The following is a 15,907-nucleotide window of genomic DNA, read 5'->3' as shown; positions in this document are numbered from 1 at the left end:
GCTTAAAATGAAAAACCTTAATGCTTTCCTTTGCTTCAGTGTTTTCGGCACTAAACCTCTGCTCAGAAATTTCAGGACTCACGGACGCAGGTTTTATTGTGTACAAGTTTTTTTAAAAGTGTCTTAATCGATCTCTGTCTACGATTGGCAAGCACCCTGATGGTGCATCATGCCCGCAATTCAACCATTCAACGAGGTGCTGATATCAATGGGACGATTAACCACGCATGTGCTGGACGCCGCGCACGGTTGCCCCGGCAACGGCATCCACATCGAACTTTACCGGGTCGAAGGCGAGCGTCTTGAACGAGTCGCCACGGCGGTCACCAACAGTGATGGTCGTTGCGATGCTCCCTTGCTCCAGGGCGAAGCTTACCGCACGGGTGTCTATCAGCTTCAGTTTCATGCGGGCGATTACTACCGCGGGCGTGGCGTGACGCTGCCTGAGCCGGCCTTTCTCGATGTGGTGGTGCTGCGCTTCGGGATTGATGCAGGTCAGGAGCACTATCACGTGCCGCTGCTGGTTTCGCCTTACAGCTACTCGACCTATCGTGGCAGTTGATTGCACAGCGCGAGGCGCGCCCTTGTGCTGGCGCACTGTGTACAATGCGTCCGTCCTACGCCGTAAACCACTTGCACACGAGTGCCCATGAACGAACAGTCCCTGCCCCTGAAGAAACAGCCACGCGCGGTCAAGTCAGCCCGTAACGCAACCCAGGACGATATCGTCTATGCGCATATCTTCGAGGCGATCCTTGAGCAGCGTCTGGCTCCGGGCACCAAGCTGAGCGAAGAGGCACTGGGCGAAATCTTTGGCGTGAGTCGCACCATCATTCGTCGCGCCCTGTCGCGCCTGGCTCATGAAGGTGTCGTGCTGTTGCGGCCTAACCGGGGGGCGGTGGTCGCCAGCCCCAGCGTCGAGGACGCGCGTCAGGTGTTCTTCGCCCGGCGCATGGTGGAAAAGGCCATTACCGAGCTTGCGGTCGAACACGCGACCGCCGAGCAACTGGCTGAGTTGCGGCAGATGGTCAGCGACGAGCGCGACAGCTTTGCCAGAGGGGATCGTGGCGCCGGGATTCGCCTGTCTGGCGAGTTCCACCTGCAACTGGCAGTGGCCGCCCGTAACGCACCGCTGATCAGCTTTCAGCGCAGCCTGGTGTCGCAGACCTCATTGATCATCGCTCAATACGAAAACGGCAATCGCACCCATTGCTCCTACGATGAACACACCCAGTTGATCGACGCCATCGAAGCCCGCGATGCCGCATTGGCCGTGGAACTGATGATGCATCACATGGACCACATCGACAGCAAGCTCAACCTCGGCGACGACGGCGCGTCCGATGATCTGCATGCGGTGTTTTCGCACCTGATGGGCAAGAAGAAACCGGGCAAGGGGTAATGCCTGGTAGTCAAGGCGTACAGGTCTCTGTGGGAGGGGCCTTGGCCGCGACGACTTGCTGACAGGCAACACATCTTCAGCGCACTTCACATTGCTGTCGCGGCCAAGGCCCCTCCCACGAAGTGTGATTCAACCCTCACGCTGGTGCACCAACTGCCCCGCTGACCATGTCTGTTGCACCGTGCGGTCATCGCCTAATGTCATCAGCACAAACAGGATCTCTGCAATGTCCTTGGCCTGTTTCAGCCTATAGGCCAGCAGCGGCGTAGCGTTGTAGTCCAGCACCACAAAGTCAGCTTCGTTGCCGGGCTTCAGGCTGCCTATCCGGTCGTCCAGCCGCAGCGCCCGTGCGCCACCCAATGTGGCCAGATACAGTGATTTGAAAGGGCTGAGCCTCGCGCCCTGCATCTGCATGACCTTGTAGGCTTCGTTCAGGGTTTGCAGGATCGAGAAACTGGTGCCGCCGCCCACATCGGTCCCCAGCCCGACATTGATCCCGTGCTTTTCAGCCCTCGGCAGATTGAACAGGCCGCTGCCCAGAAACAGGTTGGAGGTCGGGCAGAACGCGATGGCCGATCCGGTTTCTGCCAGCCGCGCACACTGTTCGTCACACAGATGCACGCCATGGGCGAACACCGAGCGCTCGCCCAGCAGGTTGAAGTGGTCGTACACGTCCAGATAGTTTTTGCGCTCCGGGAACAGGGCCTTGACCCATTCGATTTCCTGCAGGTTTTCGCTGATATGCGTCTGCATGTACAGGCCGGGATACTCGCTCAGCAGCTTGCCTGCCAGGGTCAGTTGCTCCGGCGTGCTTGTGGGCGCAAAGCGCGGGGTGACGGCGTAGCTCAGGCGGCCCTGGCCATGCCAGCGTTCGATCAGCGCCTTGCTGTCCGCATAGCTGGACTCGGGGGTATCCACCAGATAGTCCGGTGCATTGCGGTCCATCATCACCTTGCCGGCGATCAGGCGCAGGTCCAGCTTTTGAGCGGCGCTGAACAGTGCGTCTACCGACTCCTTGTGAACGCTGCCGAACACCAGCGCCGTGGTGGTGCCGTTGCGCAGCAGCTCCTTGAGAAAGATATCGGCCACTTCAGCGGCATGCACCGGGTCGGCAAACTGGCTCTCGCAAGGGAAGGTGTACGTGTCGAGCCAGTCCAGCAACTGCTCGCCATACGAGCCGATCATGCCGGTCTGCGGCAAGTGAATGTGGGTGTCGATAAAGCCCGGAGTAATCAGCGCGTCCTGATACTCGATCAGTTCCACATCGCTGCCCAGGCTACCCAGCAGGTCAGCGGCATTGCCGACGGCGGTGATCCTGCCGTCTTCGACCAGCATCAGGCCGTCGGGAAAATATTCATAAGACGCCTCGACCCCGACTTGGGCGGGGTCGGCAATGCTGTGCACGATACTGGCGCGGTAGGCTTTCTTGTTGCTTGAAACGAGGGTCATGGGCATCTCATTGCGACTGGCTGCGCCGCGAGGCGGGCAGCAGTTTGGCGACAGGTTCGGCGCTGGCACTGTGTTGGCCAAAGCTGGCGTTGTAGGTAGCGATTATTTCGGCGGCGATGGAAATGGCGATCTCGACAGGCAGCTTGCCTTTGACCTGCGCCAGGCCCATGGGGCAGCGCATGCGTTGCAGCAAGGCGGCATCAAAGCCGCGTTCCTTCAGGCGATGCTCGAACTTGACGCGCTTGGTCCGGGAGCCGATCAGCCCGAAATAGCCAAAGTCGCCGCGCTTGAGGATTGCGGCTGTCAGTTCCAGATCCAGTTGATGGTTGTGAGTCATGACAATGCAGTAACTGCCTTTGGGCAGTTGCGCGACCTCATCGACAGGCTCGTCGCTGACGATTTTCAGCACGGCCTCGGGCAAGTGTTCCGGGAACTCCTGCTCGCGAGAATCGATCCAGCGCACCCGGCAGGGCAGGCTGGCCAACAGCGGCACCAGCGCCCGGCCGACGTGGCCTGCACCGAACACCGCGATCTGCGCCTGTGGCTGCCCCATGGGCTCGAACAGCAGGACATTCACGCCGCCGCAGCACTGGCCGAGGCTGGCGCCGAGGTTGAAGCGCTCCAGGCGCGTCTGCTGGCTGCCGCTGGCCAGCATGTCACGGGCGATTTCCATGGCCTTGTATTCCAGATGGCCGCCGCCGATGGTGTCGTGGATCCCCTGCGCCGTGACCACCATCTTGGAGCCCGCATTGCGTGGCGTCGAGCCAAGCTCCTCGATGATAGTGACCAGAATGCTCGGCTCACCTTGGGCCTGTAGCCTGGCCAGGGCGCTGATCCAGTCGTTCATGTGTGCCTCTGAGTTGACGGACCCGGTAGGAGCGAATTCATTCGCGAAGACGTCAGCACATCCACCGTCAATGGCACTTTCACATGCCGCTTCGCGAATGAATTCGCTCCCACGGGGATGTTCATTGAAGACGTCTCATCTGTTCACACCCCCACAAAACCCGCTCCGGCGTCGCGGGCGCATCGATGTCGGGCTGATGCCGATAATCCCCCAGGCTCGCCACCGCATCCTTGATCGCACACCACGCTGCAATCCCCAGCATGAAGGGCGGTTCGCCCACGGCCTTGGAATGGAACACCGTGTCTTCCGGGTTCTTGCGGTTTTCCACCAGGGTGACCCGCAAATCCAGTGGCAAGTCCGCCACCGCCGGGATCTTGTAGGACGCCGGGCCGTTGGTCAGCAATTTGCCTTTGTCGTTCCACACCAGCTCTTCGGTGGTCAGCCAGCCTGCGCCCTGAATGTAGCCGCCTTCGACCTGACCGATATCGATGGCCGGGTTCAGTGAGGCGCCGACGTCATGCAGGATGTCCGTGCGCAGCATCTTGTACTCGCCGGTCAGGGTGTCGACGATCACCTCGGCGCAGGCGGCGCCAAAGGCGAAATAGTAAAAAGGTCGACCCCGCGCCTGGCTGCGGTCGTAGAAAATCTTCGGCGTCTTGTAATAGCCCGTGCTGGACAGCGACACCTGGCCCATCCACGCCTGATGCGCCAGCTCGGCGAAGGACAGCACCTGCTCGCCGATACGCACATGGCCATTGCGAAATACCACATCGGCCTCGGTCACTTGATACTTCAGCGCCGCAAATTCCACCAGCCGCTGCTTGAGGATTTCAGCGGCATTCTGCGCGGCCTTGCCATTGAGGTCCGTGCCGCTGGACGCCGCAGTCGGTGAGGTGTTCGGCACCTTGTCAGTGTTGGTCGCGGTGATCTGGATACGCTCGATATCCACCTGAAACACCTCGGCCACCACCTGGGCGACCTTGACGTTCAAGCCCTGGCCCATCTCCGTGCCGCCATGGTTCAGATGGATGCTGCCATCGGTGTAGATATGGATCAGCGCACCCGCCTGATTGAGAAAGCTGGCGGTAAACGAAATCCCGAATTTGACCGGTGTCAGCGCCAGGCCTTTTTTCAGAATCGGGCTGCTGGCGTTGAAGGCCTTGATCGCTTCGCGACGTTCGGCGTACTGGCTGCTGTGCTCCAGATCGGCGGTCATTTCTTCCAGCAGGTTGTGCTCGACGGTCTGGTAGTAATGCGTGACGTTGCGCTCGGTCTTGCCGTAGTAATTGACCTTGCGAACTGCCAGCGGGTCCTTGCCCAGATAGCGGGCGATGCTGTCCATCACTTCCTCGATGGCCACCATGCCTTGCGGGCCGCCGAAGCCTCGATAGGCCGTGTTGGACGCGGTGTTGGTCTTGCAGCGATGGCCGTTGATGGTTGCATCGCCCAGGTAATACGAGTTATCGGCATGGAACATGGCGCGGTCGACAATCGAGGCCGACAGGTCCGGCGAATAACCGCAGTTGCCCGCCAGTTCCAGCTCGATGCCCTGCAGGCGTCCGCTGTCGTCAAAACCCACGTCGTACTCGATATAGAACGGGTGGCGCTTGCCGGTCATCAGCATGTCTTCAACCCTTGGCAGGCGCATCTTGGTTGGTTGCCCGGTGAGGTGGGCAATCACGGCGCACAGGCATGCCGGGCTGGCTGCCTGGGTTTCCTTGCCGCCAAAGCCGCCGCCCATGCGCCGCATGTCGACCACGATTCTGTTCATCGAAACGCCCAGCACCTCGGCCACCAGCTTCTGGATTTCCGTAGGGTTCTGGGTCGAGCAATAGACGATCATCCCGCCGTCTTCGGTGGGCATCACCGACGATACCTGGGTTTCCAGATAGAAATGCTCCTGGCCACCGATATGCAGGCTGCCCTGCAAACGATGCGGTGCGCCTTGCAGGGCGCTGGCCGAGTCGCCACGCTTGTGGGTATGGCTGTCGACCACGAAATGCTTCTGGCGCAAGGCCTGAACCACATCCAGCACTGGCTCCAGGTCTTCATATTCAATGACCGCCGCCATCGCCGCCTTGCGTGCGGTTTCCAGGTCGCGGGCCGCCACGGCCAGCACCGGCTGGCCGACGAACTCCACCTTGTCGATGGCCAGCAACGGGTCGCCGGGCAGCAGCGGGCCGATGTCTTTCAGGCCGGGAATGTCTTGATGGGTAATGACGATCCGCACCCCGTCGAAAGCAAGGCACGGAGCCGTGTCGACGCTGACGATCCGCGCATGGGCGCGGTCCGAGAGGCGTGCATACACATGCAGTTGATTGGGAAACTCCAGGCGGTCATCGATATAGATCGCTTCGCCACTGACGTGCTTGTCGGCGCTGTCATGCTTGACGCTGCGGCCAACACCGGTGGTCAGGTCCTGCTGGAACAGCGCGACCAGTTCGGCCTGGGTCTTGGGCGGTAGATGATTAGACATAGTCGGTCACCCGCGTCACAAGAGTGGGGGTTTGCAGCTCGATAAAATATTTGCGCAGCAGGTTTTGCGCGCTGAGCAGACGGTATTCCTTGCTGGCGCGAAAATCCGACAGCGGCGTGAAATCTTCGGCCAGTGCGCTGCAAGCCAGTTCGATGGACGCCGATGTCCAGGGCTGACCGATCAAGGCCCGCTCGCAGGCCGCGGCACGTTTGGGAATGGCTGCCATGCCGCCGAACGCAATGCGCGCATCGGCAATCTGGCCGTCTTCAAGATGCAGGCAAAAAGCCGCGCAGACCGCCGAGATATCGTCATCCAGCCGCTTGGACACCTTGTAGGCGCGGAATACATGGCCAGCCTTGGCGGTCGGCACAATGATCTTCTCGATGAACTCGCTTTCCTGACGTGCCGTCACCCGGTAATCGATGAAGTAATCTTCCAGCGCCAGGGTGCGTTGAGTGTCGCCCTTGCGCAGCACGATCCGTGCGCCCAGGGCGATCAACAGCGGCGGGGCGTCGCCGATGGGTGAGGCGTTGCCGATATTGCCGCCCAGCGTGCCCTGATTGCGGATCTGCAACGAAGCGAAGCGTTGCAGCAACTCGCCGAAATACGGGTATTCAGCCTTGAGAGCTGCATGGCAGTCGGTCAGCGAGGCGGCGGCACCAATCTCCAGCCGGTCCTCGAAACGCTCGATGCGCTTCATTTCGGCAATATGGCCAACATGAATCATCACCGGCAGCGGCTTGTGAAACTGAGTGACTTCCAGCGCCAGATCGGTCCCGCCTGCCAGCAATCTGGCTTGTGGGTGCGCGCTGTACAGGTCGGCCAGATCGGCCACGGTCAGCGGCACCAGAGAACGCTTTTCGCCGTCGTTCAGTTCGCCGGTTGTCTTGGGGGCGATGCTGCGCAAGCGGGCGATGGTCTGGGCCTGACGCTGGTCGAACTGGTCGGGTTGATGCTGGCCACAGGCTTGCGCTGCAGCGTCCAGAATCGGGCGATAACCGGTGCAGCGGCAAAGATTGCCCGCCAGGGCTTCGTGGGCCTGATGGGGGTTGGCCTGAGGGCTGTTCTTTTGCAGGGCGAACAGCGACATCACAAACCCTGGCGTACAGAAGCCGCATTGCGAGCCATGGCAGTCGACCATGGCCTTTTGCACGCTATGCAGTTGCCCTTGATGCTTGAGGTCTTCGACGCTGATCAATTGCTTGCCGTGCAGCGACGCCACGAAGGTCAGGCACGAATTGAGGCTGCGATAACGCAATTGCTCAGTGCCATGGCTGTCGGTTTCCAGCTCGCCGAGCACAACGGTACAAGCGCCGCAGTCACCACTGGCGCAGCCTTCCTTGGTGCCCGTCTTGTGCGCATGCCCGCGCAGGTAATTGAGCACGGTGAGGTTCGGGTCCAGGGTGTGCTCGGTTTTGAGCTCCTGGTTCAAAAGGAACTGGATCACGGTGCTACACCCTCGATTTCTTGTAATCGGATATGTCGATGAATTTATCAGCTTTGCTTATCGGGTCAATTTTTTTCTGACTGTAAAGTCAGGAAATTCCGTTGCCAGTCGATAAGTCACGCAACACATAAGCGACAATAAGTCTGTCACATCAATGATTTGCTTAATTCGTGCCAGTTTCACGGCCATGGCCCTGCGCCATGCCCAAAGGTTGCGATACACTCCTTCTCTTAATAAGTAGAACTGCTGCTGAAAGGAAAGACATGACGTTCAAGGCATCGGACAGCCTCGCCGAGCAAGTCGCTCAGCACATTGCCGAGCGGATCATCCGTGGCGAGCTGAAACCTGGAGAGCGGATCCAGGAACAAAAGGTCACGCAGGCGCTGAGTGTCAGTCGCGGTACAGTGCGCGAAGCTCTCTTGATTCTGGAGCGCAGGCATCTGGTGGTGATCTTGCCGCGTCGTGGTGCGCAGGTGACTGTGCTGGATGCCCATAATGTGGTCGGCCTGTGCTCGCTGATGGCCGAACTGTATATCCTGCTCGCCACGGCGGTTGCCGAACGCTGGCAGCGCGAGTCGGATCTGGCACCGTTCATGCAAATCAAGCAACGTCTCAAGAACAGTTATGAGCGTGAGGATGTCACGGTATTCGTTGAAGAAAGCTTCAACGTCATGCGCGCCGCCTATCCGTTTGCCGACAACCCGTACCTGCAAGAGACCGTCGAGAACCTGCAACCGTCCATGAGCCGCAGCTATTACCTGGCGCTTGAACAGCGCAAGGCCGAACTGGGCGATTATCTGACGCTGTTCTCACAAATGCTTGAAGCCGTTGTGGCCCGGGACCTGCCACAGATTCGCGTAATCCTTACTCATTATTGCCAACGCAGCTGCAGCCTGGTGCTGGCTGCTTTGTCCACAGGCTGAAACCATGCGTCTGAAGTGCATCAAGCTGGCGGGGTTCAAATCCTTCGTCGACCCCACCACGGTGAACTTCCCCAGTAACATGGCGGCCGTTGTCGGCCCCAATGGTTGCGGCAAGTCCAACATCATCGACGCCGTGCGTTGGGTGATGGGCGAAAGCTCTGCCAAGAACCTGCGCGGCGAGTCGATGACCGACGTCATCTTCAACGGCTCCACCAGCCGCAAGCCCGTGAGCCAGGCGAGCATCGAACTGGTGTTCGACAACTCCGATGGCACGCTGGTGGGTGAATACGCCAGCTACGCGGAAATTTCCATTCGCCGCAAAGTGACCCGCGACAGCCAGAACACTTATTACCTCAACGGCACCAAATGCCGTCGGCGCGATATCACCGATATTTTCCTGGGCACCGGCCTTGGGCCGCGCAGCTATTCGATCATCGAGCAGGGCATGATCTCCAAGCTGATCGAAGCCAAGCCCGAAGACCTGCGCAACTTCATCGAAGAAGCGGCCGGCATCTCCAAGTACAAGGAGCGCCGCCGGGAAACCGAAAACCGCATTCGTCGCACCCACGAAAACCTCGCACGCCTGACTGACCTGCGCGAAGAGCTTGAACGCCAGCTTGAGCGCTTGCATCGGCAGGCACAGGCCGCCGAGAAGTATCAGGAATACAAGGCCGAAGAGCGTCAGCTCAAGGCTCAGTTGTCGGCTCTGCGCTGGCAGGCCCTGAACGAGCAGGTTGGCCAGCGCGAGGCAGTGATCGGCAATCAGGAAATCGGTTTCGAGGCCTTGGTGGCTGACCAGCGCAGTGCCGATGCCAGCATCGAGCGACTGCGGGACGGCCATCACGACCTGTCCGAGCGTTTCAATGTGGTGCAGGGGCGTTTCTATTCCGTGGGTGGCGATATCGCCCGTGTCGAGCAGAGCATTCAGCACGGCCAGCAGCGCTTGCGTCAGTTGCAGGACGACCTGCGCGAAGCCGAGCGTGCCCGACAGGAAACCGAGTCGCACCTGGGCCACGACACCACCTTGCTGGCGACCCTGGGCGAAGAGCTGGAAATGCTCGAACCGGAACAGGAAATGACCAGCGCTGCCGCCGAGGAATCGGCCATTGCCCTGGAAGACGCCGAAGCCACGATGCAGGGCTGGCAGGAAAAGTGGGACACCTTCAACCAGCAATCGGCCGAGCCGCAACGTCAGGCTCAGGTGCAGCAGTCGCGCATTCAGCAACTGGAACAAAGCATTGAGCGTCTGGCCGAGCGTCAGCGTCGTTTGAACGAAGAGCGCCAATTGTTGGCCGCTGACCCCGAAGACGCGGCCATTCTTGAACTGAGCGAAGACCTGGCCACCCGTGAAATGACCATCGACGACCTGCACCTGAACGAAGGGCAGGTCGTCGAGCAACTGGAGCAGTTGCGCGATCAATTGCAACAGGCCAATCAGGCCCAGCAGCAGGCCCAGGGCGAACTGCAACGCTTGAATGGCCGATTGGCCTCGCTTGAAGCCTTGCAACAGGCAGCCCTCGACCCGGACACCGGCACTGCCGAGTGGCTGCGTGACCAGCAACTGGCCGAGCGCCCGCGTCTGGCTGAAGGGCTGAGTGTCGAAGCAGGCTGGGAACTGGCGGTGGAAACCGTGCTGGGTGCCGACCTGCAAGCGGTGCTGGTGGATGATTTTGCCGGGCTGGATCTGGCCGGTTTCCAGCAGGGCGACTTGCGCCTGCTGAGCCCCGGAGCCGATACCAGTCGCCTGCCGGGCAGCCTGCTGGACAAGGTCGAAAGCCCGGTCGACCTGTCGGCCTGGCTGGGGCAGGTCATGCCGGTGCAAACCCTCGACGAAGCCTTGGCCCGACGTGGGCAGTTGAGTGCCGGGCAAAGCTTTATCAGCCGCGACGGTTACTGGGTCGGGCGTCACTTCTTGCGCGTGCGCCGCGCCAGTGAAGCCCAGAGCGGCGTTCTGGCCCGTGGTCAGGAACTGCAACGGCTTGGGCTGGAGCGTGACGAACTCGAAGCGGCACTGGCGGCCCGTGAAGAACAACTGCTGTCGCTGCGTGAGCAACAGACTCAACAGGAAGAAACCCGCGAACAACTGCGTCGCCGCCTGCAAGACGAAACCCGTCAGCAGGGCGAACTCAAGGCCCAGCTGTCGGCGGCCAAGGCCAAGGTCGAGCAGTTGACCCTGCGCCGTACCCGCCTTGATGAAGAGCTCATCGAAGTGGGCGAGCAGCGTGCCATGGAGCATGAGCACCTGGGTGAATCCCGCGTGCAACTGCAAGACGCCCTGGACGCCATGGCCCAGGACACCGAGCAGCGCGAGCTGCTGCAAGCCCAGCGCGACAGCCTGCGCGAGCGTCTGGACCGGATTCGTCAGGAGGCGCGTCAGCACAAGGATCGCAGCCATCAACTGGCGGTGCGCCTGGGCTCGATCAAGGCGCAGCACGACTCCACGCGCCAGGCCCTTGAGCGCCTGAAGATGCAGTCCGAGCGGCTGTCCGAAAAAAGCGAGCAACTGGGCCTGAACCTGGAAGAAGGGCAGGCCCCGCTTGAAGAACTGCGCCTCAAGCTCGAAGAATTGCTGGAAAAACGCATGGTCGTCGACGACGAAATGCGTATCGCCAAAATCGCTCTGGAAGATGCCGACCGTGAACTGCGCGACGCCGAGAAGCGTCGCACCCAGGCCGAGCAACAATCGCAACTGTTGCGTGGCCAGCTGGAGCAGCAGCGCCTGGAGTGGCAATCCCTGACGGTGCGGCGCAAGGCCTTGCAGGACCAGTTGCAGGAAGACGGCTATGACCTTCACGGCGTGCTGGCGACCTTGAGCCCCGAAGCCAGCGAGGCGAGTGCCGAGCAACAACTTGAAAACATTGCGGGGCGCATCCAGCGCCTGGGCGCGATCAACCTCGCGGCCATCGACGAATACCAGCAACAGTCTGAGCGCAAGCGTTACCTCGATGCCCAGAACGCTGATCTGGTGGAGGCTCTGGAGACGCTGGAAAACGTGATCCGCAAGATCGACAAGGAAACCCGCAATCGTTTCAAGGAGACCTTCGATCAGATAAATAGCGGAATTCAGGCGCTGTTTCCGAAAGTTTTCGGTGGCGGCTCCGCTTATTTGGAACTGACGGGCGAAGATTTACTCGATACAGGGGTGACAATCATGGCGCGTCCTCCCGGCAAGAAGAACAGCACGATTCATTTGCTGTCCGGTGGGGAAAAAGCCCTGACTGCATTGGCACTGGTTTTTGCCATTTTCAAACTCAACCCGGCACCGTTCTGCATGCTCGACGAAGTCGATGCACCCCTGGATGACGCCAACGTGGGACGTTATGCACGCTTGGTGAAAGAAATGTCACAAACAGTGCAATTCATCTACATCACCCACAACAAGATCGCCATGGAAATGGCCGACCAGCTGATGGGCGTAACCATGCATGAACCCGGCTGTTCGCGCCTTGTAGCGGTGGATGTCGAGGAGGCGATGGCCCTTGTGGATGCGTGATCTGTAACGTGATTTCGCGGGGAAATGGCTTTTTAGTGGCTCAAATATGTGAAGCGGTAGCGATAGATACTACCCTCAGGGCCAAACAGGTGTAACAGACGGTGTAAAGTTACCTTTGGTCGTGCTAGTTTAGTGACCACTTTTTTATTTCGGCGTGGGCAAAATGCCAGTTAGAACATAGACTTGGCACCACGTATTAAAGGGGTTTAGGCCCTTATTTTGAAAATTCTTCATTAGAGGCACTGGATTACATGGAAATCGGTCTGCGCGAGTGGCTGATCGTCATCGGCATTATTGTCATTGCCGGTATTCTCTTCGATGGCTGGCGCCGTATGCGCGGCGGCAAGGGGAAACTGAAATTCAGGCTCGACCGAAGCTTCTCCAATCTGCCGGACGACGATGAAACCACGTCCGCAGAATTGCTGGGCCCACCCCGCGTGCTGGATACCCACAAGGAACCTCAACTGGACGAGCAGGACCTGCCGTCGTTGAGTGCGACCCCGCGTGAGAGCAAACGCAGCAACAGCGACAAGAAGCGCAAGGACGAGCCGCAACAGGGCGATTTGAACCTGGATATGGACGGCCCTAGTCTGTTCACCGATCGCAACGACGACTTCCCGGACGACAAGCCGGCCCAGCGCATCACCGAAGACAAGGACCTGCCGCCTGTCGAAGAAGTGCTGGTCATCAGCGTGATCTGCCGTGACGAAAGCGGTTTCAAAGGGCCTGCACTGCTGCAGAACATCCTGGAAAGCGGTCTGCGTTTCGGCGAAATGGACATCTTCCACCGTCACGAAAGCATGGCTGGCAATGGCGAAGTCCTGTTCTCCATGGCCAACGCCGTGAAGCCGGGCGTGTTCGACCTGGACGACATCGACCATTTCAGCACCCGTGCCGTCAGCTTCTTCCTGGGCTTGCCTGGGCCGCGTCATCCGAAGCAGGCGTTCGACGTCATGGTCGCCGCAGCCCGCAAGCTGGCCCATGAACTCAACGGCGAACTGAAAGACGACCAACGTAGTGTCATGACCGCTCAAACCATTGAGCATTACCGCCAGCGTATTGTCGAATTCGAGCGCCGCGCATTAACCCAGCGCCGCTGACAGTAGGAGCGGATGAATCCGCTCCATGCTAATGACGATCAGTTAAGAGGCTGATTTCAAAAGTCGGGGGGCTGGAATCAAAATCCGTGGGAGGGGCCTTGGCCGCGACAGCCCGGTTTCAGGCGCTGAAAATGTGTTGCCTGTAAGCAGGTCGTCGCGGCCAAGGCCCCTCCCACAGGTGACTGCATGCCTTAACTGATCGGCATCCGCTCCTACATGCCACATCAAGCAGCCAAGGCTGCTTTTTTGCTTTTTGAGAGAACATTGTATGAAGGTCGTCGAAACCCGAATCCTGGAACTGCGCGCAGAGCTGGATCAACACAACTACCGCTATCACGTGCTGGACGAACCCAGCATCCCGGATGCCGAGTACGACCGCCTGTTTCACGAACTCAAGGCCCTTGAGGCTGAAAACCCGCATCTGGTCACCCCGGATTCCCCGACCCAGCGTGTCGGCAGCGCGGCGCTTTCGGCCTTCACTCAAGTGCGTCACGAAGTCCCCATGCTCAGCCTGGGCAACGCCTTCGAAGAAACCGACATGCGCGAGTTCGACCGGCGCGTGAGCGAAGGCCTTGACCTGCCGGCAGACGACCTGTTCGGTAGCGGTGCCAAGGTGCAATACAGCTGCGAGCCCAAGCTGGACGGCCTGGCGGTCAGCCTGCTGTATCGCGACGGCGCGCTGGTGCGTGGTGCCACCCGTGGCGATGGCACCACCGGCGAAGACATCAGCGTCAACGTGCGCACCGTGCGCAATATCCCCCTCAAGCTGCAAGGCACAGGCTGGCCTGACGTGCTTGAAGTGCGGGGTGAAGTCTTCATGTCCAAGGCCGGTTTCGAGCGGCTCAATGCCAGCCAGATGGAAACCGGCGGCAAGACCTTCGCCAACCCGCGTAATGCGGCGGCAGGCAGCCTGCGCCAGCTTGACTCGAAAATCACCGCCAACCGCCCGCTGGAATTCTGCTGTTATGGCCTGGGCCAGGTTTCTACCGAAATTTCCGACACCCATATAGGCATGCTGAATCAGCTCAAGAAATGGGGCATGCCGATCAGTCCTGAGCTGAAACTGGCGGACGGGATCGAAGAGTGCCTGGCGTATTACCACGACATTGGCGAGCGCCGCCTCCAGTTGAAGTATGAAATCGACGGCGTGGTGTTCAAGGTCAACAACCTGGCTTCCCAGCGTGAACTGGGCTTCCGCGCCCGTGAGCCGCGCTGGGCCATCGCCCACAAGTTCCCGGCCATGGAAGAACTGACCGAACTGCTGGACGTCGAATTCCAGGTCGGGCGCACGGGCGCAGTCACACCTGTGGCGCGTCTCAAGCAGGTCAAGGTCGCAGGCGTCATGGTGTCCAACGCCACGCTGCACAACATGGACGAAGTCGCACGCCTGGGCGTGATGATCGGCGATACCGTCATCATCCGCCGTGCCGGTGACGTCATCCCGCAAGTGGTGCAAGTGGTGGCCGAACGCCGCCCGGAAAACGCCCGCCCGGTGGAGGTGCCGAAAACCTGCCCGGTCTGCGGCTCCCACGTAGAACGCACGCAACTGGTCAAGCGCAGCAAAGGCAAGGAAACCATCAGCGAAGGCGCGGTCTATCGCTGCGTCGGCCGTCTGGCCTGTGGCGCGCAGCTCAAGCAGGCGATCATCCACTACGTCTCGCGTCGAGCCATGGACATCGAAGGCCTGGGCGACAAGACCATCGAGCAACTGGTGGACGAAAAGCTCATCGGCTCGCCCGCAGACCTCTACAAACTGCAATACGAACAGATCATCGACCTGGAAGGCTTTGCCGAAGTCTCCAGCAACAAACTGCTCAAGGCCATTGCCGACAGCCGCAAGCCGACCCTGGCGCGCTTCATCTACGCGCTGGGCATTCCCGATGTGGGCGAAGAAACCGCCAAGGTGCTGGCCCGCTCGCTGGCGTCCCTGGCGCGGGTTCGCAAGGCCTTGCCGGAAGTGCTCACCTACCTGCCGGATATCGGCCTGGAAGTCGCTCACGAAATTCACAGCTTCTTCGAGGACAGCCACAACCGTGAAGTCATCGATGCCTTGCTGGGCGAGAGCGGCCTGCAATTGCAGGATGAAGGCGAGCTGGGTGCCGAATTTGCAGCCAGCACCACCCTGGGCAGCCTGATCGACAAACTGCACATCTTCTCGGTAGGGCCGGGCGGCGCACAGAAACTGGCCGACAAGTTCGGCACGCTGGAAAACATCATCAGCGCCGACTGGCTGGACATGCGTCAGGCGCTGCCGGAGAAACAGGCCAAGGCTGTGCGCGAGTTCTTTGATGACAGCGCCAACGCCGAGCGGGCGCGAGCTATCGAAGCGCAGCTCAAGGAGTTCGGTATGCACTGGCGCAGCGAGAAGAAAACCGTCGAAGGCCTGCCGCTGGCCGGCCAGACCTGGGTCCTGACCGGCTCGCTGGAACGCATGAGCCGCGACATCGCCAAGGAAAAACTCGAAAGCCTGGGTGCCAAGGTATCCGGCTCCGTCTCGGCCAAAACCCACACCGTCGTCGCCGGCCCCGGCGCAGGCTCCAAACTCACCAAGGCCAACGAACTGGGCCTGGAAGTACTGGATGAAGAAGCCTTTGTGGCATTTCTGAGCGGGCAGGGAATTGAAGTGGATTGATGCCCTTCGCGAGTGAATTCGCACCTGCGCCGGCCTCCGTAGGAGCGAATTCATTCGCGAAAACCACCACCCGAGAAAATCCATGGAACCCCTGCACCTCGCCCATGATCTAGTCTGTTCACGGACCCCAGGGAAACC

10 protein-coding genes are annotated in these 15,907 nt (G+C 60.0%); 6 read left to right on the top strand and 4 right to left on the bottom strand.

What is annotated here, in order from left to right:
• The first annotated feature begins 208 nt into the window (after positions 1-208).
• Entirely contained in the window at positions 209-562 is a 354-nt protein-coding gene (gene uraH / locus Q6A51_RS25185; RefSeq protein ID WP_201006107.1) for a hydroxyisourate hydrolase, read from the top strand.
• 87 nt (positions 563-649) lie between these two features.
• Entirely contained in the window at positions 650-1,402 is a 753-nt protein-coding gene (locus Q6A51_RS25180) for a GntR family transcriptional regulator (RefSeq protein WP_304575989.1), read from the top strand.
• 129 nt (positions 1,403-1,531) lie between these two features.
• On the opposite strand, the gene guaD is transcribed toward Q6A51_RS25180, so the two are convergent.
• The 4 genes from guaD to xdhA form a co-directional block, all read right to left on the bottom strand.
• On the bottom strand, positions 1,532-2,851 hold the full coding sequence (gene guaD / locus Q6A51_RS25175; RefSeq protein ID WP_304575988.1) for a guanine deaminase: 1,320 nt from the start codon (positions 2,849-2,851) through the stop codon (positions 1,532-1,534).
• A gap of 7 nt (positions 2,852-2,858) precedes the next feature.
• Positions 2,859-3,698, bottom strand: a complete 840-nt coding sequence (gene xdhC, locus Q6A51_RS25170; RefSeq protein ID WP_201019967.1) for a xanthine dehydrogenase accessory protein XdhC — start codon at positions 3,696-3,698, stop codon at positions 2,859-2,861.
• A 121-nt stretch (positions 3,699-3,819) separates the two neighbouring features.
• Positions 3,820-6,174 carry a xanthine dehydrogenase molybdopterin binding subunit gene (gene xdhB / locus Q6A51_RS25165; RefSeq protein WP_304575987.1) on the bottom strand — a complete coding sequence of 785 codons (2,355 nt, stop codon included), beginning with the start codon at positions 6,172-6,174 and terminating at the stop codon, positions 3,820-3,822.
• Positions 6,167-7,621 (bottom strand): xanthine dehydrogenase small subunit, encoded by a 1,455-nt coding sequence (gene xdhA / locus Q6A51_RS25160; RefSeq protein ID WP_304575986.1) that lies wholly within the window; start codon positions 7,619-7,621, stop codon positions 6,167-6,169. Before xdhA ends, xdhB begins: the two co-directional genes overlap by 8 nt.
• Positions 7,622-7,884: 263 nt before the next feature.
• Between xdhA and Q6A51_RS25155 the strand changes: the two genes are divergently transcribed.
• From Q6A51_RS25155 to ligA, 4 genes are all read left to right on the top strand, one after another.
• Positions 7,885-8,544, top strand: coding sequence for a GntR family transcriptional regulator (locus tag Q6A51_RS25155; RefSeq protein WP_304575985.1), 660 nt, complete (start codon positions 7,885-7,887; stop codon positions 8,542-8,544).
• A gap of 4 nt (positions 8,545-8,548) precedes the next feature.
• Positions 8,549-12,037 carry a chromosome segregation protein SMC gene (gene smc, locus Q6A51_RS25150; protein ID WP_304575984.1) on the top strand — a complete coding sequence of 1,163 codons (3,489 nt, stop codon included), beginning with the start codon at positions 8,549-8,551 and terminating at the stop codon, positions 12,035-12,037.
• A 251-nt stretch (positions 12,038-12,288) separates the two neighbouring features.
• Entirely contained in the window at positions 12,289-13,137 is an 849-nt protein-coding gene (zipA, locus tag Q6A51_RS25145) for a cell division protein ZipA (protein ID WP_122320733.1), read from the top strand.
• Positions 13,138-13,405: 268 nt separating this feature from the next.
• Positions 13,406-15,769, top strand: coding sequence for an NAD-dependent DNA ligase LigA (ligA, locus tag Q6A51_RS25140; protein ID WP_304575983.1), 2,364 nt, complete (start codon positions 13,406-13,408; stop codon positions 15,767-15,769).
• Positions 15,770-15,907: the final 138 nt, after the last annotated feature.

It is taken from the genome of Pseudomonas serbiensis (assembly GCF_030580745.1).
Lineage (GTDB): Bacteria > Pseudomonadota > Gammaproteobacteria > Pseudomonadales > Pseudomonadaceae > Aquipseudomonas > Aquipseudomonas serbiensis.
The sequence above is the reverse complement of the archived record's forward strand: the minus strand, read 5'-3'. Positions and strand labels throughout refer to the sequence as shown.

Excerpts from the sequence above, each read along its gene's own strand:
- guaD (WP_304575988.1), bottom strand. The coding sequence starts at position 2,851 with ATGACCCTCGTTTCAAGCAACAAGAAAGCCTACCGCGCCAGTATCGTG.
- smc (WP_304575984.1), top strand. The coding sequence starts at position 8,549 with ATGCGTCTGAAGTGCATCAAGCTGGCGGGGTTCAAATCCTTCGTCGAC.
- Q6A51_RS25180 (WP_304575989.1), top strand. The coding sequence starts at position 650 with ATGAACGAACAGTCCCTGCCCCTGAAGAAACAGCCACGCGCGGTCAAG.
- uraH (WP_201006107.1), top strand. The coding sequence starts at position 209 with ATGGGACGATTAACCACGCATGTGCTGGACGCCGCGCACGGTTGCCCC.
- xdhC (WP_201019967.1), bottom strand. The coding sequence starts at position 3,698 with ATGAACGACTGGATCAGCGCCCTGGCCAGGCTACAGGCCCAAGGTGAG.
- zipA (WP_122320733.1), top strand. The coding sequence starts at position 12,289 with ATGGAAATCGGTCTGCGCGAGTGGCTGATCGTCATCGGCATTATTGTC.
- xdhB (WP_304575987.1), bottom strand. The coding sequence starts at position 6,174 with ATGTCTAATCATCTACCGCCCAAGACCCAGGCCGAACTGGTCGCGCTG.
- Q6A51_RS25155 (WP_304575985.1), top strand. The coding sequence starts at position 7,885 with ATGACGTTCAAGGCATCGGACAGCCTCGCCGAGCAAGTCGCTCAGCAC.
- ligA (WP_304575983.1), top strand. The coding sequence starts at position 13,406 with ATGAAGGTCGTCGAAACCCGAATCCTGGAACTGCGCGCAGAGCTGGAT.